At 67.1% G+C, this 21,957-nt stretch carries 21 protein-coding genes and 1 riboswitch; of the genes, 15 read left to right on the top strand and 6 right to left on the bottom strand.

Annotated features, from left to right (window positions below):
* A partial coding sequence (locus TSH64_RS15360; protein ID WP_146208121.1) for an IspD/TarI family cytidylyltransferase occupies nucleotides 1-467 on the bottom strand: 467 nt, incomplete at its 3' end.
* Between the two features lie 174 nt (nucleotides 468-641).
* Between TSH64_RS15360 and ccsA the strand changes: the two genes are divergently transcribed.
* The 12 genes from ccsA to TSH64_RS15425 all read left to right on the top strand — a co-directional run bounded on the left by ccsA (nucleotide 642) and on the right by TSH64_RS15425 (nucleotide 13,803).
* Entirely contained in the window at nucleotides 642-1,472 is an 831-nt protein-coding gene (ccsA, locus tag TSH64_RS15365) for a cytochrome c biogenesis protein CcsA (protein WP_109446133.1), read from the top strand.
* A 156-nt stretch (nucleotides 1,473-1,628) separates the two neighbouring features.
* Nucleotides 1,629-2,615 carry a tRNA dihydrouridine synthase DusB gene (gene dusB / locus TSH64_RS15370; RefSeq protein ID WP_109446135.1) on the top strand — a complete coding sequence of 329 codons (987 nt, stop codon included), beginning with the start codon at nucleotides 1,629-1,631 and terminating at the stop codon, nucleotides 2,613-2,615.
* Between the two features lie 14 nt (nucleotides 2,616-2,629).
* A complete protein-coding gene (locus TSH64_RS15375; protein WP_109452688.1) occupies nucleotides 2,630-3,829 on the top strand; it encodes an ATP-binding protein in 1,200 nt (399 codons plus the stop codon).
* Nucleotides 3,829-5,274, top strand: a complete 1,446-nt coding sequence (ntrC, locus tag TSH64_RS15380) for a nitrogen regulation protein NR(I) (RefSeq protein ID WP_098739873.1) — start codon at nucleotides 3,829-3,831, stop codon at nucleotides 5,272-5,274. The genes TSH64_RS15375 and ntrC overlap by 1 nt, the downstream gene beginning before the upstream one ends.
* Before the next feature lie 236 nt (nucleotides 5,275-5,510).
* Nucleotides 5,511-7,829 carry a PAS domain-containing sensor histidine kinase gene (locus tag TSH64_RS15385; protein WP_109446137.1) on the top strand — a complete coding sequence of 773 codons (2,319 nt, stop codon included), beginning with the start codon at nucleotides 5,511-5,513 and terminating at the stop codon, nucleotides 7,827-7,829.
* Nucleotides 7,819-9,219: a sigma-54 dependent transcriptional regulator gene (locus tag TSH64_RS15390; RefSeq protein ID WP_109446139.1), complete on the top strand. Its 1,401-nt coding sequence runs from the start codon at nucleotides 7,819-7,821 to the stop codon at nucleotides 9,217-9,219. The genes TSH64_RS15385 and TSH64_RS15390 overlap by 11 nt, the downstream gene beginning before the upstream one ends.
* 178 nt (nucleotides 9,220-9,397) lie before the next feature.
* Entirely contained in the window at nucleotides 9,398-10,126 is a 729-nt protein-coding gene (locus tag TSH64_RS15395; RefSeq protein ID WP_109446141.1) for an HAD family hydrolase, read from the top strand.
* Between the two features lie 61 nt (nucleotides 10,127-10,187).
* Nucleotides 10,188-10,436: an RNA chaperone Hfq gene (gene hfq / locus TSH64_RS15400; protein ID WP_012974114.1), complete on the top strand. Its 249-nt coding sequence runs from the start codon at nucleotides 10,188-10,190 to the stop codon at nucleotides 10,434-10,436.
* Between the two features lie 52 nt (nucleotides 10,437-10,488).
* A complete protein-coding gene (hflX, locus tag TSH64_RS15405; protein ID WP_109452690.1) occupies nucleotides 10,489-11,769 on the top strand; it encodes a GTPase HflX in 1,281 nt (426 codons plus the stop codon).
* A 163-nt stretch (nucleotides 11,770-11,932) separates the two neighbouring features.
* On the top strand, nucleotides 11,933-12,241 hold the full coding sequence (locus TSH64_RS15410; protein ID WP_109446144.1) for a hypothetical protein: 309 nt from the start codon (nucleotides 11,933-11,935) through the stop codon (nucleotides 12,239-12,241).
* 94 nt (nucleotides 12,242-12,335) lie between these two features.
* Nucleotides 12,336-12,953, top strand: coding sequence for a hypothetical protein (locus TSH64_RS35645; protein WP_199237564.1), 618 nt, complete (start codon nucleotides 12,336-12,338; stop codon nucleotides 12,951-12,953).
* A 37-nt stretch (nucleotides 12,954-12,990) separates the two neighbouring features.
* Nucleotides 12,991-13,803, top strand: coding sequence for an inositol monophosphatase family protein (locus TSH64_RS15425; protein WP_109446150.1), 813 nt, complete (start codon nucleotides 12,991-12,993; stop codon nucleotides 13,801-13,803).
* A gap of 43 nt (nucleotides 13,804-13,846) precedes the next feature.
* Here the strand turns inward: TSH64_RS15425 and TSH64_RS15430 are convergent, their stop codons facing one another.
* From TSH64_RS15430 to TSH64_RS15445, 4 genes are all read right to left on the bottom strand, one after another.
* Nucleotides 13,847-14,674 (bottom strand): universal stress protein, encoded by an 828-nt coding sequence (locus TSH64_RS15430; protein ID WP_109446152.1) that lies wholly within the window; start codon nucleotides 14,672-14,674, stop codon nucleotides 13,847-13,849.
* 115 nt (nucleotides 14,675-14,789) lie between these two features.
* A complete protein-coding gene (locus TSH64_RS15435; protein ID WP_109446154.1) occupies nucleotides 14,790-15,731 on the bottom strand; it encodes an ABC transporter substrate-binding protein in 942 nt (313 codons plus the stop codon).
* A 17-nt stretch (nucleotides 15,732-15,748) separates the two neighbouring features.
* Nucleotides 15,749-16,516, bottom strand: coding sequence for an ABC transporter permease (locus TSH64_RS15440; RefSeq protein ID WP_109446156.1), 768 nt, complete (start codon nucleotides 16,514-16,516; stop codon nucleotides 15,749-15,751).
* On the bottom strand, nucleotides 16,513-17,265 hold the full coding sequence (locus tag TSH64_RS15445; RefSeq protein ID WP_109446158.1) for an ABC transporter ATP-binding protein: 753 nt from the start codon (nucleotides 17,263-17,265) through the stop codon (nucleotides 16,513-16,515). The genes TSH64_RS15440 and TSH64_RS15445 overlap by 4 nt, the downstream gene beginning before the upstream one ends.
* Nucleotides 17,266-17,291: 26 nt before the next feature.
* Nucleotides 17,292-17,398, bottom strand: a riboswitch (TPP riboswitch).
* Nucleotides 17,399-17,633: 235 nt separating this feature from the next.
* Between TSH64_RS15445 and TSH64_RS15450 the strand changes: the two genes are divergently transcribed.
* From TSH64_RS15450 to TSH64_RS15460, 3 genes are all read left to right on the top strand, one after another.
* Nucleotides 17,634-18,761 (top strand): acetoin utilization protein AcuC, encoded by a 1,128-nt coding sequence (locus TSH64_RS15450; protein WP_109446160.1) that lies wholly within the window; start codon nucleotides 17,634-17,636, stop codon nucleotides 18,759-18,761.
* Between the two features lie 182 nt (nucleotides 18,762-18,943).
* Nucleotides 18,944-19,564, top strand: a complete 621-nt coding sequence (locus TSH64_RS15455; RefSeq protein WP_109446162.1) for a hypothetical protein — start codon at nucleotides 18,944-18,946, stop codon at nucleotides 19,562-19,564.
* Nucleotides 19,561-20,115 (top strand): hypothetical protein, encoded by a 555-nt coding sequence (locus TSH64_RS15460; protein WP_109446164.1) that lies wholly within the window; start codon nucleotides 19,561-19,563, stop codon nucleotides 20,113-20,115. The genes TSH64_RS15455 and TSH64_RS15460 overlap by 4 nt, the downstream gene beginning before the upstream one ends.
* 108 nt (nucleotides 20,116-20,223) lie before the next feature.
* Here the strand turns inward: TSH64_RS15460 and TSH64_RS15465 are convergent, their stop codons facing one another.
* Nucleotides 20,224-21,885 (bottom strand): hypothetical protein, encoded by a 1,662-nt coding sequence (locus tag TSH64_RS15465; protein ID WP_109452692.1) that lies wholly within the window; start codon nucleotides 21,883-21,885, stop codon nucleotides 20,224-20,226.
* Between the last annotated feature and the right edge of the window lie 72 nt (nucleotides 21,886-21,957).

Here is a 21,957-nt window from a genome sequence, read left to right on the forward strand (position 1 = left end):
ACGGTGCCGGCGATGGCGTCACCGCTCCCGCGCTTGAGCGTATCGGCCACCGGAACCGCAGCGATGGCGCCGGGCGAGCTGTCCAGCGCCGCGATCACCGCAGCGATGGTGTCGGCATCGATCAGGGGGCGGGCGGCGTCATGGATCAGGACGAGGTCGGGCGCGCCGTCGGCAGCCAAGGCCTCCAGCCCATTGCGGACCGAGTCCTGACGGCTGGCGCCGCCGGCAACCGGGTCGGGCAGGGCAAGCCCGGACAGGGCGGCGTCATAGGAATCGCGCCATGTCGGGTCGATGACCACGCGCACGCCGGTGACCTGCGGATGGCCCAGGAAGGCCTCCACCGTCCGGCGCAGCACCGGCTTGCCGGCGAGGTCGATATACTGCTTCGGCCGCTCGGCCCCGAACCGCTGTCCGGATCCTCCGGCCACGATCAAAGCAATACAGCTGGGGGCGATGCAGGTGGGCATAAGGCAAACCGTAAGATATGATAGCCACTTGACGGAAACGTCGCGGAGCCTAGCCTGTCGCCGTGGTTCCGCCAAGTGCCGAGCCTTGCCGCCGAGACGCTCCGGACAATGTCAGGGAGCCGGCCGGCACGCTCGGCAGCATGATGGCGGGAAGACGGGAGTGCATTCGGGTCCATGTCGCAGAACATTCTTTTGAGCCTGACGGCGTTGGTGGCCCTGGTGCCTGCCGCCCTCTACCCCTACCGGCGCATCGCGGGGCAGGGCGTGGACGGGCGTGGCTGGGCCTTCTGGGGCGCGTTGTTGCTCGCCGCCGCCGGGCCCGGCATGTGGGCGATCCTGCAGGTCGCCGGCCAGTGGCAGACCGGATTCTCGACGGCATTGTGGGTGACGACGGCCGCCTGCATGGCCCTGTTCATCGGGCTTAGCCTGTTCCATGCCACCGCCTGGAGGCTGGCGCCGCTGCTGCTGCCCTATCTGCTGGTGGTCTGCCTGCTCGCGACCCTGACCGAGGATGCGCCAGCGCCGATTCTACGCGGCAACGCGCCGGGCGTGTGGATCGACCTGCACATCGCCGTGTCGGTCTTCACCTATGCCCTGCTGACGCTCAGTGCCGTGTCGTCCTTCGCCGCGGTGATCCAGACCCGGGCGCTGAAGTCCAAGCGGCCAACCCCGCTCAGCCGCTTCCTGCCGCCGGTGGCGGAGAGCGAGCGGCTGCAACTGCGCCTGCTGATCGCGTCCGAAGTGGTGCTGGGTGCCGGCCTCGCCACCGGCATGGCGGTGCTCTATTTCGAGCAGGGTCTGCTGTTCCGCACCGACCACAAGAGCCTGCTGTCGCTGGCGACCTTCATCGTGATCGGCGTGCTGCTGCTTGCCGAATACCGGACCGGGGTGCGCGGAAAGACGGCGGCGCGCACCATGCTGATCGTTTATCTGCTGGCGACGCTTGCCTATCCCGGCGTCAAGTTCGTCTCGAACGTGCTGATCGGCCAGTGGACCTGGAGCTGAGCCGGAAGTCAGCACAAGCCGATGCAAGATCATGGGTTTAGGGCAGGGCCTGAGAGTGGCGGTGGGGCTTCGCCCTTGCACACGACTGTCGCCGCGTGATAACTTGCCCAAATTGACGGCACTTTGTTGATTTGCCCATCAATCGGGCAGGTGAGAATGACCATACAAATCGGACCCATCACGCTCGCCGGACCGGTGATCCTGGCGCCCATGTCGGGTGTCTCCGACCTGCCGTTTCGCCGTCTGGTGAAGCGTGCGGGCTGCGGCCTCGTCGTGTCTGAGATGATCGCCAGCCAGGCGATGATCCGCGAGAACCGCCAGACCCTGCGCATGGTGGAAACCGAGCCGGAAGAGTTTCCGATGGCGGTCCAACTCGCCGGCTGCGAGCCCGAGGTGATGGCCGAGGCGGCGAAGCTGAACGAGGATCGCGGCGCCGCGGTCGTCGACATCAATTTCGGCTGCCCGGTCAAGAAGGTGGTGAACGGCCATGCCGGCTCGTCCCTGATGCGGGACGAGGCACTGGCTGGCCGCATCCTGGAGGCGGTGGTGAAGGCCGTCGGCATTCCGGTCACGCTGAAGATGCGGCTGGGCTGGGACGAGACCAACCGGAACGCCCCCAACCTCGCCCGCATCGCCGAGCAGTGCGGCATCAGGATGGTGACGGTCCATGGCCGCACCCGCATGCAGTTCTACACCGGCACCGCCGACTGGACCTATGTCCGCCATGTGAAGGAGGCGGTGAAGATCCCCATCGTCGTCAACGGCGACATCGCCAGCTTCGAGGCGGTGGACCGTGCGCTTGCCGAATCCGGCGCCGACGGCGTGATGATCGGGCGCGGCAGCTATGGGCGTCCCTGGTTCCCGTCTCAGGTCATGCATTACATGCGCACCGGCGAAAAGCTGCCTGACCCGCCGCTGCCCGAGCAGATGGACACGCTGCTGGAGCATTTCGACAGCATGCTGAGCCATTACGGCACGGACGGCGGCATCAAGGTCGCCCGCAAGCATGTCTCCTGGTACTCGACCGGCCTGCGCGGCTCCAACGAGTTCCGGCAGGAGGTCAACCAGCTGGGCGATCCCGGCGCGGTGCGCGACCGCATCCGTGCCTTCTATGAACCGGCAATCGAAAGGATGGCCGCCTGATGGATCCCGTACCGATGACCGCTCCGGGCCAACGTGGCCGCAACCGGTCGGGTGCCGCCAGGGCGCCGCGGCTGGACTCGCTGGTGGTGCTGAACAGCCTGCCCGATCCGGTGCTGGTGGTGGACGGCAACGGCGACATCCGCTTCGTCAATCTGGAAGGGCAGGAGTTCTTCGACCTGTCGGCCAACGCCATGGAAGGCATGCCGCTGCCCGACCTGCTGCCGCCGGACAGCCCGGTGATGGGTCTGATCGAACAGGTGCGCCGGGGCAGCCGCCGGGTGTCGCAGGACGGTGTCATCATCGATACGCCCCGCATCGGCCCGCACCATGTGACGGTGCAGGTGGCGACCATGGGCGACCCGCCCGACCATGTGGTGCTGACCATCCATGAGCGGTCGCTCGCCCGCAAGATCGACCACTCGCTGACCCACCGTCATGCCGCGCGCTCCGTCACCGCCATGGCGGCGATGCTGGCCCATGAGGTGAAGAACCCGCTGTCCGGCATCCGCGGCGCCGCCCAGCTGCTGGAGGAGAACGCCAGCGACCAGGACCGGGTGCTGACCCGCCTGATCTGCGACGAGGCCGACCGCATCGTCGCGCTGGTCAACCGGATGGAGGTGTTCTCCGACGAACGGCCGCTGGAGCGGGCCGCGGTGAACATCCACACCGTTCTGGAGCATGTGCGGAAAGTGGCCCAGAGCGGCTTTGCCCGAAAAATACGCTTTGTCGAGCGCTACGACCCGTCATTGCCTCCTGTTTACGGCAATCGCGACCAACTTGTGCAGGTTTTCCTGAATCTGGTTAAAAATGCGGCAGAGGCTGCACCGGAATCGGGCGGCGAGATCACGCTGACGACCTCCTACCAGCATGGTGTGCGCATGGCGCTGCCCGGCGGGGATGTGCGCCGGCACCTGCCCCTGCTGGTGACGGTTCAGGATAACGGCGACGGTATTCCGGAAGACCTTCAGTCCAACCTGTTCGATCCGTTCGTGACCAGCAAAGTGAACGGGACTGGCCTTGGTCTTGCATTGGTGGCGAAACTGATAGGCGACCATGGCGGAACCATCGAGTTCGACAGCCAGCCTCGCCGGACCGTCTTCAAGGTGTCGCTGCCGATGTACGATGATTCGAAATACGATGAACCGAAACTTTCCGGGGACTCGAAGATTTCTGACGCTGGCTTGCAGTCCAAGGGCGGCCGGGGGACTCGTTGATGAGCGCAGCGACCATTCTCATCGCGGATGACGACCGCGCCATCCGCACCGTCCTGACCCAGGCCCTGGCCCGGCTCGGGCACGAGGTCCGCACCACCGGCAACGCCGCAACGCTGTGGCGCTGGGTGGCGGACGGGCAGGGCGATCTGGTCATCACCGACGTTGTGATGCCGGACGAAAACGGCCTGGACCTGATCCCGCGCATCAAGAAGCTGCGTCCCGAAATGCGCGTCATCGTGATGAGCGCGCAGAACACGCTGATCACCGCGGTTAAGGCGGCGGAGCGTGGGGCCTTTGAATATCTGCCCAAGCCCTTCGACCTGAAGGAACTGGTTTCCGTCGTTGAACGGGCACTGAACACCAACACCCCGCCGGCCGCCATGCCGGGCGGCGACGTGGAGGGCGAGGAACAGCTGCCGCTGATCGGCCGCTCGCCCGCCATGCAGGAAATCTACCGGGTGCTGGCCCGCCTGATGGGCACCGACCTGACGGTGATGATCACCGGCGAGTCCGGGACCGGCAAGGAGCTGGTCGCCCGCGCGTTGCACGATTACGGCAAGCGGCGCAACGGCGCCTTCGTCGCCATCAACATGGCCGCCATCCCGCGCGAACTGATCGAATCCGAGCTGTTCGGCCACGAGAAGGGCGCCTTCACCGGCGCGACCAACCGGTCGACCGGCCGGTTCGAGCAGGCGCAGGGCGGAACGCTGTTCCTGGACGAGATCGGCGACATGCCGCTCGACGCCCAGACCCGGCTGCTGCGCGTGCTGCAGGAGGGCGAATACACCACCGTCGGCGGGCGCACCGCGATCAAGACCGACGTGCGCATCATCGCGGCGACCCACCGTGACCTGCGCACCCTGATCCGCCAGGGGCTGTTCCGTGAGGATCTGTTCTACCGCCTGTGCGTGGTGCCGATCCGCCTGCCGCCGCTGCGCGAGCGGACGGAAGACATCCCGCTGCTGGTCCGCCATTTCCTGAATCTCGGCATCAGCCAGGGACTTCCGGCCAAGAGCATCGACCAGGCGGCGATGGACCGGCTGAAGCGCTATCGCTGGCCCGGCAACGTCCGCGAGCTGGAGAATCTCGTCCGCCGCCTTGCCGCGCTCTATTCGCAGGAGGTAATCGGGCTGGATGTCGTGGAGGCGGAACTCGCCGACGCCACCCCGGCCGCCCAGCCGGTGGAGGAGCCGCAGAGCGAGGGCCTGTCCTCGGCCGTCGAGCGCCACCTCAAGGACTATTTCGCCGCCCACAAGGACGGCATGCCGTCCAACGGCCTGTATGACCGGGTGCTGCGCGAAATCGAACGGCCGCTGATCTCGCTGAGCCTGTCGGCGACCCGCGGCAACCAGATCAAGGCGGCACAACTGCTCGGCCTGAACCGCAACACGTTGCGCAAGAAGATCCGCGACCTCGATATCCAGGTGATGCGCGGCATCAAGTAGGCCGCATCCGGCAGCGCGTGCGGGGAGGCTCGGCATCGCAGCCGATCCGTGCCAAAATTGTGACACAGCGCAGTCAGGGGCGGCGGGCAAACCGCCGCCCATTCACCACTTGGCGCCTTCTGCACCTTTTCTGACGCCGTCCGGCGTAGACTATGCTGTCCGAAAGGCAGATTCGTTGAGGCTTGGCAGGGCCGCAACAGAGGTGTATCTTTCCGGCAACAGATTAGCGCCGGACCATGCCACCGAATTCCGACATCGCAGCAGCCGGCCAAAGGCCGGTCTGGCAGAAGATTCTTCAATGGTCCAGGCGGGTCGGCCTGGGCAAGCGGTTGGCCTTTGCCCTGTCGCTGGCGGCCCTGGCCGCCGGCTTCGCCACCTACGCGGCGATGACGGAAAGCGCGCCGTTCGGACAGGCCAACCCGCGGACCGTCACGCTTCTGCTGACGCTCGACCTTGCGATCCTGCTGACGCTGGGCGTGCTGATCGCCCGGCGCATCGTCGCCATCCTGATCGGGCGGCGGCGCGGGCTCGCGGGCTCGCGGCTGCACACCCGTCTGGTGCTGGTGTTCAGCGTGCTGGCGGTGGCGCCGGCCATCATCATGACCGTCTTTTCCACCTTGTTCTTCTATGTCGGGGTGCAGAGTTGGTTCAGCGACCGTGTCCGCACGGCGGTGAATGAATCCCTGGTCGTCGCCAGCGCCTACCTGCACGAGCACCAGCAGAACATCCGCGCCGACGCACTGGCGATGGCCAACGACCTGTCGCAGGAGGCGCGTTTCTCCAGCGACCCCGAGCGGTTCGAGCAGGTCGTCGCCACCCAGGCGATGCTGCGCGCGCTGTCGGAGGCGATCGTCTTCAACGGCACCACCGGCGCCATCGTCGCGCGGGCCGGCTACACCTTCACCCTGGAATTCGAGCCCATTCCGGAAGACAAGATCCAGCAGGCCCGCACCGGCGAGGTCGCGCTGATCGTCAAGGAATCCGACGACCGCGTCCGTGCCCTGGTCAGCCTGGACCGGGTGTCGGACACCTTCCTCTATGTCGGCCGCATGGTGGAGCCGCGGGTGCTCCAGCACATGGCCTCGGCCGAAGGGGCGGTGAAGGAATACACCGCGCTGGAGAACCAGCGCGGCAGCCTGCAGGTCACCTTCACGCTGATCTTCCTGGTGGTGGCAATGCTGCTGCTGCTGGCGGCGGTGTGGGCCGGGCTGAATTTCGCCACCCGTCTGGTCCGCCCGATCAGCGCTCTGATCGGTGCCGCCGAGCGGGTGCGCGCCGGCGACCTGACCGTCCGCGTGTCGGAACCGCCGGGCGAGGACGAGTTCGTCCTGCTGTCGCGCGCGTTCAACCGCATGACCACCGAGATCGAGGGGCAGCGGCGGGAGCTGCTGTCGACCAACCGCCTGCTCGACGAGCGCCGCCGCTTCACCGAGACGGTGCTGTCCGGCGTGTCGGCCGGTGTGCTGGGTGTCGATGCCGACGGCGTCATCAACCTGCCGAACCTGTCCGCCGCCCGCCTGCTGGGCGAAGAGGATCCGGAGCGGATGATCGGCATGTCGCTGGTCGAGCTGCTGCCGGACATCGGCGACCTGCTGGAAAACGCGCCGAAGAAGCCCGGCCGCGTGGTGCAGGACCAGATCCAGATCCGGCGTCCGGGCAAGACGACGCTGACGCTGCTGGTCCGCATCGCGGCGGAGGTGCGCGACGGCACCGTGCGCGGCTATGTCGTCACCTTCGACGACATCACCGAACTGGTGTCGGCGCAGCGCAAGGCGGCCTGGGCCGACGTGGCACGCCGCATTGCACACGAGATCAAGAACCCGCTGACGCCGATCCAGCTGTCGGCTGAGCGGCTGCGCCGCAAATATCTGAAGGAGATCTCCAGCGATACGGAGGTCTTCACCATGTGCACAGACACCATCGTCCGGCAGGTCGACGACATCCGCCGCATGGTGGACGAATTCTCCGCCTTCGCGCGGATGCCGCAGCCGGTGATGAAGCCGGTCAACATCAACGATCTGGTCCGGCAAGCGGTGTTCCTGCAATCGAGCGCGCACTCCGGCAGGATCCGCTTCGACACCCGGCTGCCGTCGGGGCCGCTGACGGTGGCCTGCGACAGCCGGCAGATCTCGCAGGCGCTGACCAACCTGTTGCAGAACGCGGCCGACGCAATCGAGGGTCGTACGCCTCCAGCGGACGGGTCGGACCTGCCGCCCGGAGAGGTGGCGATTGCGGTGGAGGACGACGGCGAGAAGGTCGTCGTCACCGTTCAGGACAACGGGAAGGGCCTGCCCGGCGGCGAACAGCGCGACCGGCTGACCGAACCCTATGTGACGACGCGGGCCAAGGGCACCGGGCTGGGGCTCGCCATCGTCAAGAAGATCATGGAGGACCATGGCGGCGTGCTGACCCTTGAGGACCGCGAAGGCGGATCCGGGGCGCGCGTGACCCTGGTCATTCCACACCCGGTTACGGTCGCGAACGACGCGGGCGGCCGTGACGACAGGCCGGCGGAGACCGGCGGAGAGATGAGGCACGAAGCCCATGGCGCATGACATTCTGATCGTCGACGACGAAGCCGATATCCGGATGCTGATAGCCGGCATCCTGAACGACGAAGGCATCAAGACGCGCGAAGCCGCCGACGCCGATCAGGCCTTCGCCCAGGTGGCGGCGCGTCGGCCGAGCCTCGTCGTGCTCGACATCTGGCTCCAGGGCAGCAGGCTGGACGGCTTGCAAATCCTGGAACAGCTGATGCGGGATCATGGCAACCTGCCGGTGATCATGATCTCCGGCCACGGCAACATCGAAACCGCGGTCCAGGCGATCAAGGTCGGCGCCTACGACTTCATCGAAAAGCCGTTCAAGGCCGACCGCCTGCTGCTGATGGTGGACCGCGCCATCGAGGCGGCACGGCTGAAGCGCGAGAACCAGGAACTGAAGCTGCGCGCCGGCGGCGACGCGGAATTGATCGGCAAGTCTTCGGCGGTCAATCAGGTGCGCCAGTCCATCGACAAGGTGGCGCCCACCGGCAGCCGCGTCCTGATCTCCGGCCCTCCCGGTGCCGGCAAGGAGGTGGTGGCGCGGCTGATCCACGCCCGCTCGCGCCGGGCCGGCGGTCCCTTCGTCGGACTGAACTGCGCCACCATGCGGCCGGAACGGCTGGAGATGGAGCTGTTCGGCACCGAGGCCGGCGTCGATGGTCCCGGCCGCAAGATCGGCACCTTCGAGCAGGCCCATGGCGGCACGCTGCTGCTGGACGAAGTCGCCGACATGCCGCTGGAGACCCAGGGCAAGATCGTCCGCGCCCTTCAGGAACAGGTGTTCGAGCGCGTCGGCGGCGGACAGCGGGTCGAGGTCGACGTGCGCGTCATCGCCACCTCCAACCGTGACCTCCAGGCGGAAATCGAGCAGGGGCGCTTCCGCCAGGATCTGTTCTACCGTCTGTCGGTGGTGCCGATCCGCGTGCCGTCGCTGGCCGAGCGGCGCGAGGACATCCCGGTGCTGGCCCGCCATTTCATGCAGCGGTCCGCCGAAGCGTCCGGCCTGCCGACCCGCGAGTTCGGCGAGGACGCCATGGCCGCCCTCCAGGCCTATGACTGGCCGGGCAACGTGCGCCAGTTGCGCAACGTGGTGGACTGGCTGCTGATCATGGCCCATGGCGATCCCAAGGAGCCGATCCGCGCCGACACCCTGCCGCCGGAGATCGGCGCCATCACCCCGACGGTCCTGAAATGGGACAAGGGCGGCGAGATCATGGGCCTGCCGCTGCGCGAGGCCCGCGAGGTGTTCGAGCGCGAATATCTGCTGGCCCAGGTCACCCGCTTCGGCGGCAACATCTCCCGCACCGCGTCCTTCGTCGGCATGGAACGCTCGGCCCTTCACCGCAAGCTGAAGTCGCTGGGCGTCCATGGCAGCGAGAAGGGGAAGATGTTCCTCGAGTGATCGGTGCAATCGCTCGACGCCAATGGCTTCTCCGTCCGTCCGTCATTCCCGCGACGGCGGGAATCCAGCGTCTGCACAGAAGTTGCTGTGGGGCAACCTGGATCCCCGCCGTCACGGGGATGACCTCCAGGTGAGGGCGGCCTCGTGCCGCCCTTCCCACGTCTACCGGAGCATCTCCTTGTCCTCCCCCATCACCCTGCCGCGCGCCGTCCTCTATGACTGGGACAATACCCTGGTCAGCAATTGGGACACGGTGCGCGAGGCGCTGAACCATGCGCTGGTGTCCTTCGGTCTCGCCCCCTGGAGTGCGGAGGAGGCGCGCGAGCGGATCAAGGCATCGCTGCGCGACAGCTTCCCGCGCATTTTCGGCGAGCGCTGGACCGAGGCGCGCGACCTGTTCTACGCCTATTTCGCCGCCCACCATCTGGACGGGCTGACGCCGTTGCCGGGTGCCGAGACGCTGCTGCGCCATTTCCACGAGCAGGGCGTCTATCAGGCCGTCGTCTCCAACAAGAACGGCAGGTTCCTGAGGGCGGAGGCCGATGCGCTGGGCTGGACCCGCTATTTCGGCAAACTGGTCGGCGCCCAGGATGCCGAGTTCGACAAGCCGCACATCGCCCCGGTGCGGATGGCGCTGGAGCCGGCGGGGATCGCGCCGGGTGGGGATGTCTGGTTTCTCGGCGATGCCGACATCGATATGGAATGCGCCCATGGCGCCGGTCTCGTTCCGGTGCTAATAGGGCTGGGCGAGGGGAGTGGCTTCGACCGCTTCCCGCCCGCCCATCGCCACACCGACTGTACGGCGCTTCACCGCGTCCTGTATGGCTTGGTGGACGGCAATGGTGATACCATATCCCTGCAAACGGCTGTCGAGACGGTACCGACGCGGACCACACCTACACCGTGAAACGGGGAGCGGACCGCCTAGCAAAGGGGTCCCAAGAACATTGAAGAAGGGGGCATGAAAAATGTCTGAAAAAAGCCAGAACGTGCAGGACGTGTTTCTCAATCACGTCCGTAAGAACAAGACTCCCGTAACCGTCTTTCTCGTGAACGGCGTGAAACTCCAGGGCATCATTACTTGGTTCGACAACTTCTCGGTACTTCTGCGGCGCGACGCGCATTCCCAGCTCGTCTACAAGCACGCAATCTCCACGGTCATGCCGGCCCATCCCATTCAACTTTTCGAGCCGCCCAAGGAAGGTGAAAGCGTCTGATCCCTTGACCAATGGTAACGGCGCGGCCCCTGACGGCGCCGCGCGGGCCATCGTGGTCCACCCCGTCCTCCGCAGTGAGGCGGACGGGGACATGCGCCCTCCCGAATCGCGGCTTGAGGAGGCGGTCGGTCTTGCCCAGGCCATTCAGCTGGACGTCGTCCATGCGGAATGCGCCAAGGTGAACCGGCCGCAACCGTCGACCCTGCTTGGCTCCGGCACGGTGGAGCATCTGGCACAGGTGGTGGAAGAGGCCGAGGCTTCGCTCGTCATCCTCGACCACGCCCTGTCGCCGGTTCAGCAGCGCAACCTCGAGCGGTCGCTGAAGGCGAAGGTCATCGACCGCACGGGCCTGATCCTGGAGATCTTCGGTGCCCGCGCCCGGACGCGTGAAGGCATGCTCCAGGTCGAGCTGGCCTCCCTGACCTACCAGAAATCCCGGCTGGTGCGGTCCTGGACCCACTTGGAACGGCAGCGCGGCGGCTTCGGCTTTCTCGGCGGCCCCGGCGAATCGCAGCTTGAGCTTGACCGCCGCCTGATCGGCGACCGGATCATCAAGATCAAGAAGGAACTGGAGGAGGTGCGGCGCACCCGCGGCCTTCACCGCAAGGCACGTGCGAAGGTGCCTTATCCCGTGGTGGCCCTGGTCGGCTATACCAACGCCGGCAAATCGACGCTGTTCAACCGGTTGGCGAATGCCGACGTCTTCGCCCAGAACCTGCTGTTCGCGACACTCGATCCCACCATGCGGCAGGTGAGTCTGCCGTCTGGGCGCAAGGTGATCCTGTCGGACACGGTCGGCTTCATCTCCGACCTGCCGCACGGCCTCGTCGCCGCCTTCCGCGCCACGCTGGAGGAGGTGGACGCCGCCGACATCATCCTGCATGTCCGCGACATCGCCCATATCGACAGCGACGCCCAGAAGGCCGACGTCCATGAGGTGCTGTCCGACATGGGCATCGACCCGGAAGCGGACGACCGGGTGATCGAGGTGCTGAACAAGATCGACGCGCTGGACGAGGAAAGCCGCGCGGCGATCCTGGCCCAGACCGGCCGCAATCCGCGGGCGGTGGCGGTCTCCGCCCTGTCCGGCGAAGGGATCGACAACCTCGACCGCCTGCTGGACCAGCGGATGAACGTCAACCGGCAGGTCGTCGACCTTTCGGTCGACCTTGGCGACGGGGCGGCGCTCGCCTGGCTTTACGCCAAGGGCGAAGTGCTGGACCGGCGCGACGACGAGGAGCATGCGCATCTGCATGTCTCCATCGACCCTGTCGATCTTGCCCGGTTTGAAAAGCGGTTCCAGCCCGACAGTCAGCCTGAGCCGCAACCTTAGGCGGTACGTCCGGGTATCCTGGCTAAACGGAAAGGGGTGCAGAGAGGCCTATGACCTGTTGCACCCCACTCCGGTCTTAAGACGAATGCGGCGTGGTTATTTCCCCGTTGGGGTCCGATGATGGGAATGGAGCGGTCGTGCTCCCCCTTGAGGAGGACTGCCAATGCGGTTGCAAACCGATCCGTCGTGCTTCTCGATTACGGCATTTCTCGCCGATCAGGTAGCTCTCGTCGCCCGTCAGGAAAATCTGCCGCCGGGTGCGGCCCTTCTGCGTCTGCAAGAGCTTTCGCGTACGCCGGAAGGCCGCGCCACCCTGATGCATCTGATCGAGGCCGCTGGCGAGCGGGAACCGAACGCCGATGAGGCAGCGAAGATTTCGGCGATTTGCCGTGAACTGACCGCCTGGGGCTATGGCGGCTTCACCGGCGGGCTCCGCCATGAGCCTCGCCGCGATCAGCGCGCCGCGGCATGACGCGGTATCACGGTGATTTGACACATGCTTGAGGGATGACGGCGCCTGCGATGGCAGGTCATAATGAGCCGTTCGCCATCGCCGCGGTCCCGAATTGCTCCGTTCCCCTTCCCGAACCATCCTGACCGGTGCCGGCCGTCTGATGCCGGCGCTGCCGTTGTTGCTGGCGTTGGTCCAGCCACTGGCGGCGGCGGGGCCGCTGCGACCGGGAACGCCGCTGCCTCCCGGCTATGTGGAAGAACCGGAAACCCCGCCTGAAGACCCGCTTCCGCCACCGCCGAAGCCGCTGTCGGTGGCACCCGACGAACCGCAGGTCGTCGCCCCCGATGCCGCCGGTCTGCTGAAGGAGTGCAAGCAGCAGACCTTCACCGACTGTTTCCGCCTGTGGCAACCTCCTCCTCCTCCTCCTCCTCCTCCACCGCCGCCGCCGGAGCCCGAGAAGGATACCGCCGCGGCGCCACCGCCACCGCCGCCACCCGACCCCAAGGCGCCGCGCCAACCGGCGCAGGGCGGACCGGTGCCGCCTCCGCCAGCCGATGCGGCCAAGGAAGCCGCCGCCGCCGCGGCCGACCGTGCCACCTTCGATGCGCTGTCGAAGGCGCTGAAGGACAGCGGACTGGACGGCAAGGTGCTGCTGACCGATCCGAAGGGCGGCGATCCTATGTTGAAGCTGGACAGCGTGCCCGGCAGCAAGCCGGCGGCGAAGCGCTGACCCTCTCCGAACTCAAGCCGCAAAGGGCCAACCGACCATGACGGGTTTTCCGCTTCCCGACATCGACCGCGTCGCGGATCTGATCCGCTCCGTCGCCCGGACGGAGATCATGCCCTATTTCCAGAAGCTCGACGCCGCCGGCATCCGGCAGAAGACCGGCCCGACCGACCTCGTCACGCTGGCGGACGAGGCGGCGGAGCGGGCCTTGACCCCGGCGCTGTCGGCGCTGCTGCCGGGCAGCCGCGTCGTCGGGGAGGAGGCCGCATCCGAGGACGAGCGCGTGCTCGAACGCATCCATGGTGACGACCCGGTCTGGATCATCGACCCGGTGGATGGCACGATCAACTTCGCCCAGGGACGGCCGATGTTCGCGGTGATCGTCGCGCTTGCCTGCAAGGGCGAGACGATCGCCGGCTGGATTCACGATCCGGTCGACGGCCGGATGGCGACGGCGGTGAAGGGGCAGGGGGCCTGGCTCGACGGGCGCCGCGTCCATGTCGCGCCGGCCGTGCCGCTGCCGCAGATGGTGGGTGCGCTGTCCACGCGCTTCTGCAGCGAGGAGATGAGGCTCAAATTGGAGGAGCGCAGCGTCGGGCTGGCGGAGCGCGTCTGCCTGTCGAGCGCCGCCCAGGAGTATCTGCGGCTGTTGGAGGGACGGGCGCAGTATTCGCTCTATCACCGGCTGATGCCCTGGGACCATGCGGCCGGCGTTCTGCTGCATGCCGAGGCGGGCGGCCATTCGGCGCTGATCGACGGGACACCCTACCGGCCTGGACTGTTGAACGGCAGCATCCTGCTGGCGCCCGACCGCGAAAGCTGGCAGGCGCTGCACGGACAGCTGTTCGGCTGAGTGCGTCCTTGGGGCAGGAGGGCGACGGCCCTCCCGCGCCCCTTCAATGTGCCAGCAACGCCGGCAGGGCCAGCCCGTCCAGCACCGTGCGGGTCGCCCCGCCCAGAACCAGTTCGCGCAGGCGGGAGTGGCCGTAGGCGCCCATCACCAGCAGGTCGGCGCCCTGGTCGGTGCAACAGGACAGGATCATGTCGCCGACCTCGCCGCCGGACGCGATGACCGATTGCGGACGTGCGGCGATGCCGTGGCGGTGCAGCCACTCGACCAGGGTCGCGGCTTCCCTGCTCTGTTGCCCGAGCGGCTCCACGGTCAGCACGGTGACGGATTCCGCAGTTTCCAGAAAGGGCATGGCGGCGCGGACCGCACGGGTGGATTCGCGCGTGTTCTTCCAGGCGATCAGCACATGGCGGCCGATGGGCGCCGCCGCCGGCTGCTTCGGCGGCAGGACCAGGACCGGCGTGGCGGTCTCCAGCGGCAAACGGTCGGGGATGTGGTGCAGCGACACCCGCTCGCCGGCCCGCACCGCCGCGGATTGCGCGACCACGATCAGGTCGGCATAGGCGGCGCGCTCAGCCAGCAGATCGACGTGGTCACCCTCTTCGACCGTCCAGTCGTAGGGCAGCCCGTCAAGCGATTTGCGGACCTCCTGCTCGATCCGCTCGGCATTCTCGTGGGCGATTGCGGTCGCCTCCGCCATGAAGCCATAAGACGCGGCGCGGCCGGTGGCGCCCGCCGGCATCGACACCGGGGTGGCGATGTAGAGCGCCTGGATATGGGCGGAGAAACGCTTGGCCAAAGCCGCGGCCACCGCCAGACGGCTGGCGTGGGCGTCGTCGTTGGCCATGTGCAGCAGGATGGTCTTGATCGGCATGCCCTCGCGTCTCCCAACATTATGATCGGTCCACCATCAGCCGGCGGAGCGGTTTCCCTCTAGGTAACGCTCCGCCGGGGTCGATGGCAACGCCGGTCAGGGGAAAGGCAGGCGGTTACTTCACAACCACCGCATATTGGTCGATCGGCGCCACGGCCTTGATCAGACCGCGGGCCTTGAGGAACTCGGCGAAGCGGGTGTAGCGCTCGGCATCCAGGGCGGCCGGGCTGTGGGCGAAGCGCGGTAGCGTGTCGGCCCAGGCGCGGCGGTTCAGCTCGTCGTTCAGTTCGGGCCGGCCCTTGACGAAGGCGGCCTGCGACTCCTCCGGATGGTTCAGGATGTAGAGCGTCGCCCGCTCCACCGCCGCCAGGAAGCGCTTGAAGCGCGGGTCGTTCGCCTTGTCCTTGCGCGCGACTAGAATCAGCTCGTCATAGGGCGGAACGCCCTCTTCCTCGGGATAGAAGGCACGGCCGGGGTGTTTCTCGATCTCCATCTGGTTCAGTTCAAAGTTGCGGAAAGCACCGACCACCGCATCGACCTGGCCCGACAGCAGCGACGGCGACAGGGAGAAGTTGACGTTCACCAGCTCGACATCCTTCAGGCTCAGCCCCTGCTTCTCCAGCATGGCGCCCAGCAGAGCGTCCTCGAAACCGGCGATGGAGTAACCGACCTTGCGGCCCTTCAGATCCTTCAGCGTCTTCACCGGCCCGTCGCGCAGCACGACGACGGAGTTCAGCGGCGTGGACACCAGCGTGCCGATGCGGACCAGGGGCAGTTCCTCGGCCACCTGCAGGATCAGCTGCGGCTGGTAGGAGACGGCGATGTCGGCGCCGCCGGCGGCCACCAGCTTCGGCGGGTCGTTGGGATCGGCCGGGGCGGTCAAGGTGACCTCGAGACCGGCATCCTTGAAGAAGCCCTTCTCCTGCGCCACCACCAGCGGGGCGTGGTCCGGGTTGACGAACCAGTCCAGCATCACGGACAGCTTGTCCTGGGCCAGCGCGGGAAGCGAGGTCATCAGGCCGGCGGCGATCAGGCCGGCGGTGAAAAGATGCTTCATCGGGTGTCTCTCCCCCTTCAAGGGTTGGCGTCTTCGGCAGGTTGGGTATCGGGTTGCCAGGGCAGGGCACGGCGGGCGAGCGCATCGACGGCGGCATAAAGCGAGACGGCGAAAAGTCCCAGCACCAGCACGGCGGCGAACAGAAGGTCGATCTGCATGCGGGCATTGGCGTGCAGCATCAGGTAGCCAAGGCCGGAAGACGACCCCACCCATTCGCCGATCACCGCCCCGATGGGCGCCACCGCGGCGGCGACCCGCACGCCGGACCAGAAGGCGGGCAGGGCGGCCGGCAGGCGGATGCTCCACAGGATCGCGGCGGGCGAGGCGCCCATGGTGCGGGCAAGGTCGAGCCAGCCGGGATCGGTGCGCCGCAGCCCGTCGAACAGCGCGGTCGTCACCGGGAAATAGATGACCAGCACCGCCATGGCGATCTTGGACGCCATGCCATAGCCGAGCCACAGCACCAGCAGCGGCGCCAGTGCGAAGACCGGGATGGCCTGACTGACCAGAAGCAGCGGCATCAGCCAGCGCCGCGCCGTGCGGAACCGCGCGAGCAGCAAAGCGCTGACCCCGCCCAGCACAACGCCGGCCACCAGCCCGATCAGAATCTCGGCTAGCGTGGTCAGGCCATGGGCCAACAGCAGGGGAGCCTGCCGCTGCATGGCGTCCGCCACCGCCAGCGGACCGGGCAGCAGGTAGCGCGGCAGCCCGGTGGCCCAGACCAGCGCCTGCCAGCCGGCGACCAGCACCAGCAGGGTGATCGCGCCGCGCAGCAGCGCCTTCATTCCGCCAGCCTCCGCAACAGTTCGGCCTGATGCGCCAGCAGGTCCGGATCGTCGACGCGGCGCGGCACCGGGCCTGAGGGCTCCAGCGCCGGTCCCATGACGGCGGGCCGGCCGGTCATCACATGCAGTCGGTCGCCGATGCGCAGCGCCTCCAGCGGGTCATGGGTGACCATCAGGACGGTGCGGCCGGCCAGCGTCTCCGCCGCGGTTTCCTGCAAACGCAGCCGGGTGATGGCGTCGAGCGCGGAGAAGGGCTCGTCCATCAGGACCAGCGGCCTGTCCTCCATCAGGGTGCGGGCCAACGCCACGCGCTGCTTCTGCCCGCCGGACAGGGCGGCCGGACGGTCGCGCTCGCGCCCCGCCAAACCGACGCGGTCCAGCAGCGCACGGGCCTGCTCCACCCGTGCCGGGTCGGGACGGCGATGGCGCAGCCGGTCGCCCAGCAGGACATTGTCGAGCACGGTCAGCCAGGGCAGCAGCAGGTCCTGCTGCGCCATGTAGGCGATCCGGCCGGCCAGCGGCTGCCGGTCGCCGGTGACCACCTCGGTCGGCGGCTCCGGCTCGGCCAAGCCGGCGAGGATGCGCAGGAGCGTGGTCTTGCCGACGCCGCTCGGCCCCAGCAGGCAGGTGGTCCGCCCGGCCGGAAGCTCCAGCGTCAAGTCGGAGAACAGCAGGGTGCCGCCATAGGTCAGCCGCGCGCGCGAGATGGTCACCGAAAGCGGCGTCATCGCAGGCACGCGGGCATGCATCGTGGACTGGCGGAGATGGAGAGGGTGCGGTCCCGCATCACTGATCCCTACGCCGGCATGAACCGGATCAGGTTCCAGGGGTCGTCCCGCAACAGGACCTCTCAGCCGCCCATCGGCTCCCCCCAGTGAAGGCGGCGACTATAGGCGCGGACGATCCGTGACCGCAAGCATTGCCGGATGCAGCTTCCGGGATGCGGAAGCGGGCTGCTTGACCGCACCGCCGCAGCGCCTAGTTTCTGACGGGCATCTAAGCAGGTTTTCCGAACTCCGCCCACAGGCGGGCGGGCTCGGGAAACCTGCAAAACCATAGAGTCCGCAGGTTTCTACAGGCCTGGCCTGTTGCCCGATCTGGAGAAACCTGATTAGGAGTGCCCGTCCTGACCACGCCCTTCCGCACACCGTTGTTCATCGGCGGGGAAATCTACCGCGGCTCGACCTATGGGCCGAGGCATCCGCTGGCGATTCCGCGCGTGTCGACCGCCATCGACCTCAGCCGCGCCATGGGCTGGCTGCCGGACGAGGTCTATCTCGACACCCATGTGGCGAGCGAACGCGAACTGGCGCGCTTCCACACATCCGACTACATCGCCGCGCTGAAGAGGGCGGAGGCCGAGCAGCGGGTCGACGAGGCGACCGCCGCCCGCCACAATCTCGGCAAGCTGGAGAATCCCATCTTCGCCGAGATGTACCGGCGGCCGGCCCACAGCAGCGGATCGGCGTTGCAGGCGGCCAGGATTCTCGGCGACCGGCCCGCCGGTCTGGTCTATGCGCCGGCCGCCGGGACGCATCATGCGCGGCGGGACCGGGCAAGCGGCTTCTGCTATTTCAACGCGCCGGTACTGGGCATTCTGGAATTGCTGGACCATGGGCTGGAGCGGGTCCTCTATGTCGATCTCGACGCCCATCATGGCGATGGGGTGGAGGAAGCCTTCGCCGACGACGACCGGGTGCTGACCGTGTCCATCCACGAGGACGGACGTTGGCCCTACACCGGCAAGGCGGAGGACCGCGCCGGCGGTATGGCCCGCAACCTGCCGGTCCCGCCGGGCTTCAACGACAGCGAGATGGAGCATGTGATGGAGGCAGCGGTCCTGCCGCTGGCCCGTGCCTTCCGACCGCAGGCGATGGTGATCCAGACCGGCGCCGATGCCTTGGCCGAGGATCCGTTGAGCCGGCTGGAGCTGTCCAACCGTGCCCTGTGGGACGCCGTCGCGGTGCTGCTTCCCCTGGCGCCGCGGGTGCTGGTGGTCGGAGGAGGCGGCTATAACCCGTGGTCGGTCGGGCGTTGCTGGGCCGGGATCTGGGCGGTGATGAACGGCATCGATCCCGCCGTGCGTCCGACCGCGGAGGCGGAGGCGGTGCTGCGCGCCCTGACCTGGAACCGTGCCGCCGGCCGCAACCCGCCGGAACATTGGTTCACCACGCTGGGCGACGAACGGCGTCCCGGTCCGGTGCGGGATGCTGTGAAGCGGGTGGTGGAGATTGCAATGTCCTGAAGGGTGGAGGTGTCCCGCCCCGCAGCCGACCGACTCATTCCGACGAAATTCGAACCAGCTTGTGACGATTCGTTGACGGGGTCGGATTGTTCGTTGATTCTTACTTCTGCTGCGCCGGTGCAGCTTCCGCATCGGGTGATGCGGGCTTCGGCGGGATTTGCGGTAGGAGAACGGGCGGGCGGATGTCGAACACCACGCTGTTCCTGATCGCCATCGTCATCATCATGCTGGCTGCCGTCCCGGTCGCCATGATGCTGAAGGATTTCCTGCCGAACATCATGGAAAAGAGCACCGGCCTGGACCAGATCGAGAACCGCATCTACGTCCTTCATGCCGAGGCGCAGGAGCTTCAAAACCGGGTGAACCATCTGGTCCAGCGTCGGAACAGCCAGTCTTCCGACCGCAACCGGCTGGAAAGCGATATCCGCAAGGCGGAAAAACAGGTTCGGGACCTGTCGGACCAGCCGCCGATGTTCGTGCATGAGGTCGGCGACCCGCAGGCCGGACTGATGAAATTCGTCGCGACGGTGACGCAGGAAAAGGCGTCGGCCGCTGCCCGCGCCGCCGGCGAGCGGGCGCAGGTCAACCCCATCTGGCGCTGCACGAACGTGGCCGAGGTCTGGGCGTCGAGCTTCGACGAGGCCAAGCAGATGTGCGACGTGGCCTTTCCGTTCAAAATGGGTTTCCAGAAGACGTTCATGCGCGGCGATGCGCGGGCCGGTGGGATGGCGGGAGGAAGGGCCGCCAAGGGGGTGCCGACGCCGCCCGCCACCGCCCGGGCGAAGGCGGGTGCCGCCACATGATGATCAACTTCATCATCGTCCTGGCCATCGTTGCCATCGGCGCCTGGCTCGGCAACATCCTGATGAGCGTCGAGCAGCGGGTCTCGCAGGCGCGCCAGCGCGTCCGCGGTGTCCGCAACAACCTCGACAAGCTGGATGCCACCATCCACCGCCTGCATCGGGAGGAGGAGACCCTCCATGCCGAGATCGAGGAGCTGACCCGGGAGATGGTGGAACTGCGCAAAAAGCAGGTGGAGGTGCAACAGCGCCTGACCGAAGCGCAGTCGAAGCGTCGCCCCCAAATCCTGATCCTGACCGACCGGCGCAATCCCGGCGACAAGGAATGGCTGGTCACCGTGGTGAACCAGCAGATCGGCGAGATCGATGCCGCCCACCCGCTGGCCGTCGAATGGGCACGTGGGCGCCAGTATCTGGTCTGGGCGGAGTCGGACCGCGAGGCCGGCGAACGTGCCAACCGCCGCTTCAGCGCCCGGCCCGGCTATCAGGTGCGGTCGGTGGCCCCGGTGAAGGACGATCTCTACAACGCCAGCCCGGCCCAAAGCGCGGCTTAGAGCACGGCGGAAACAAGCACCGCCCAGTCTTCGGAAAAAGCAAAAGGCCCTTCTTCCGGTCGCGGAAGAAGGGCCTTTGCGCTGCTCGGTCTACTCCGAACCCGGACGTCAGCGCGCCTTGGCGGTGGCCGGGGTCTGGCGGAAGGCGTCGTGCAGGTAGGGCGACAGCGACTGGCGCATGTTGCGCAGCCATTCATGGATGATGATCAGCGAACGGGAGGCGACCGGCGGGGTCATGCCCAGCTTCACCAGATCCTCGCGGGTCATCGTCGCCACCTGATCCAGCCGGTGGCCGGTCAGGCGCGCCCAGGCCGGGGCGGTGCAGGGCTGCATGGAGATGACCTGCAGGCCCTCGCGTTCCACCATCTCCGCCTTGCGGCGGGCATACTGGCTGTCCTCCAGCTGGGAGAACGGGCCGGAGAAGCCGTTTTCCACCAGGACGCGCTTGGCCTTCGGGGCGATGGTCGCCACCCGCTCCAGCGTCGTCATGCCGGTGGACAGCGAGGCGAGGTCGACGGTCACCGGAACCATGAAGGTCAGCCGTTCGCCTTCGCCGACGTAATAGTCGAAGCCCGACACCTCGGCCCAATTGAAGAACCACTGCGAGATGTTGCCGCCGAAGTCGTACAGGCGGCCACCGCGCTGCAATTCCGGCCCGATCAGGTCCCAGAACTCGTAGAAGCCGTCGCCCGAGCCCATCATGTTCATGAAGTCCTGGGTGATGCGGCGGTGTTCGACCACGTCCGGGCCGAACAGGCGGGCGAGACGCTCGTTCACCTCGTACTCGACGACCTTCAGCTGCAGGCCTTCCAGCATGGCGGTCGCCATCAGGTGATGGGACAGCAGCGTCTTGCCGACGCCGCCGCGGTCATTGAGGACGAAGATCGTGCCCAGCATGCGATCGCCTTTCCAGTATGCGTTTGTTGAGTCGTCTTGGGTCATCGTGGCAGGCATCGGCGGGAATACAGGAGAGCCGGTGCCCGGCGCAACCGCCGTGGACGTCTGATGGGAAGCCGGCTGCGGTTCCGGCCTGGTCATTGCGGGTTCGGGAGGCGTTTCATCCTCCCCGGTTCCGGTTTCGTCCTCCGCCGGCCGGTCTTCGGCAACGGCGGTCGCCGGTGTGAGAAGGTCCAGGGCAGGGGAGGCGGGTTGTGAGGGTTCCTCGACTGCCTTCGGGGCCGGTTTGCCCTCTTCGGCGGGCGCAGGCTCTTCCTGAGTTGGCGGCTCATCCGCGACAGCGTTCGCCCGGGCATCCTCGCCTTCAAGCTCGCCATCAGGATCTGTCGTCTCGGTCAGCAGTTCCGCATCGGAGTCGGCAGCCTCCGTCACGGGCTCGACGGCGGAATCGCTCCCGCCATTCTTCCCGTCTTCCTTCTCGGGGCCATCCTCATCCGGGCCGTGCTCATCCGGGCCGTGCTCATCCGCATCTGCCGCCTCGTCCCTCAGCCCGGCGGACAGGGCGGCTTCATGCAAGGCTGCCAGGGTTTCGGCGGGAAGGGCTGCGGCGCCATGGTCGCCGGCAGCCTCGCCGCGTCCTTCGTTTCCGACGAGGAAGAAGGCGGAGCGCAGGGTAACGGGAGAGATCGGCTGGTTGTCGCGGGCAGTCACCCCCAGCTTGGCCAGCAGATCGGAGATCTCGGCCCAGGACAGGCCGCGCTCGCGCATCAGCCCGATGTCGGCATAGCTTTCGCGCACCGCCTGCATGGCGCTGCGGTTGCCAGCCGGGCGATCGGCAAGGAGCCGTTCAAGTTCCGAGCGGTCGATCGACACCGTATGGGATTCCGGCAAGATGAAATGGCGACGGGGAAGCGCCTGGATGTTGGATCGCAAGGAATCCATTCC

Source organism: Azospirillum sp. TSH64 (genome assembly GCF_003116035.1).
Classification (GTDB): domain Bacteria; phylum Pseudomonadota; class Alphaproteobacteria; order Azospirillales; family Azospirillaceae; genus Azospirillum.

Bases quoted from the DNA above. Each gene is read 5' to 3' on its own strand.
- ccsA (WP_109446133.1), top strand. From the start codon at position 642: ATGTCGCAGAACATTCTTTTGAGCCTGACGGCGTTGGTGGCCCTGGTG.
- dusB (WP_109446135.1), top strand. From the start codon at position 1,629: ATGACCATACAAATCGGACCCATCACGCTCGCCGGACCGGTGATCCTG.
- TSH64_RS15375 (WP_109452688.1), top strand. From the start codon at position 2,630: ATGACCGCTCCGGGCCAACGTGGCCGCAACCGGTCGGGTGCCGCCAGG.
- ntrC (WP_098739873.1), top strand. From the start codon at position 3,829: ATGAGCGCAGCGACCATTCTCATCGCGGATGACGACCGCGCCATCCGC.
- TSH64_RS15385 (WP_109446137.1), top strand. From the start codon at position 5,511: ATGCCACCGAATTCCGACATCGCAGCAGCCGGCCAAAGGCCGGTCTGG.
- TSH64_RS15390 (WP_109446139.1), top strand. From the start codon at position 7,819: ATGGCGCATGACATTCTGATCGTCGACGACGAAGCCGATATCCGGATG.
- hfq (WP_012974114.1), top strand. From the start codon at position 10,188: ATGTCTGAAAAAAGCCAGAACGTGCAGGACGTGTTTCTCAATCACGTC.
- TSH64_RS15410 (WP_109446144.1), top strand. From the start codon at position 11,933: ATGCGGTTGCAAACCGATCCGTCGTGCTTCTCGATTACGGCATTTCTC.
- TSH64_RS15425 (WP_109446150.1), top strand. From the start codon at position 12,991: ATGACGGGTTTTCCGCTTCCCGACATCGACCGCGTCGCGGATCTGATC.
- TSH64_RS15430 (WP_109446152.1), bottom strand. From the start codon at position 14,674: ATGCCGATCAAGACCATCCTGCTGCACATGGCCAACGACGACGCCCAC.
- TSH64_RS15435 (WP_109446154.1), bottom strand. From the start codon at position 15,731: ATGAAGCATCTTTTCACCGCCGGCCTGATCGCCGCCGGCCTGATGACC.
- TSH64_RS15440 (WP_109446156.1), bottom strand. From the start codon at position 16,516: ATGAAGGCGCTGCTGCGCGGCGCGATCACCCTGCTGGTGCTGGTCGCC.
- TSH64_RS15445 (WP_109446158.1), bottom strand. From the start codon at position 17,265: ATGCATGCCCGCGTGCCTGCGATGACGCCGCTTTCGGTGACCATCTCG.
- TSH64_RS15455 (WP_109446162.1), top strand. From the start codon at position 18,944: ATGTCGAACACCACGCTGTTCCTGATCGCCATCGTCATCATCATGCTG.
- TSH64_RS15460 (WP_109446164.1), top strand. From the start codon at position 19,561: ATGATGATCAACTTCATCATCGTCCTGGCCATCGTTGCCATCGGCGCC.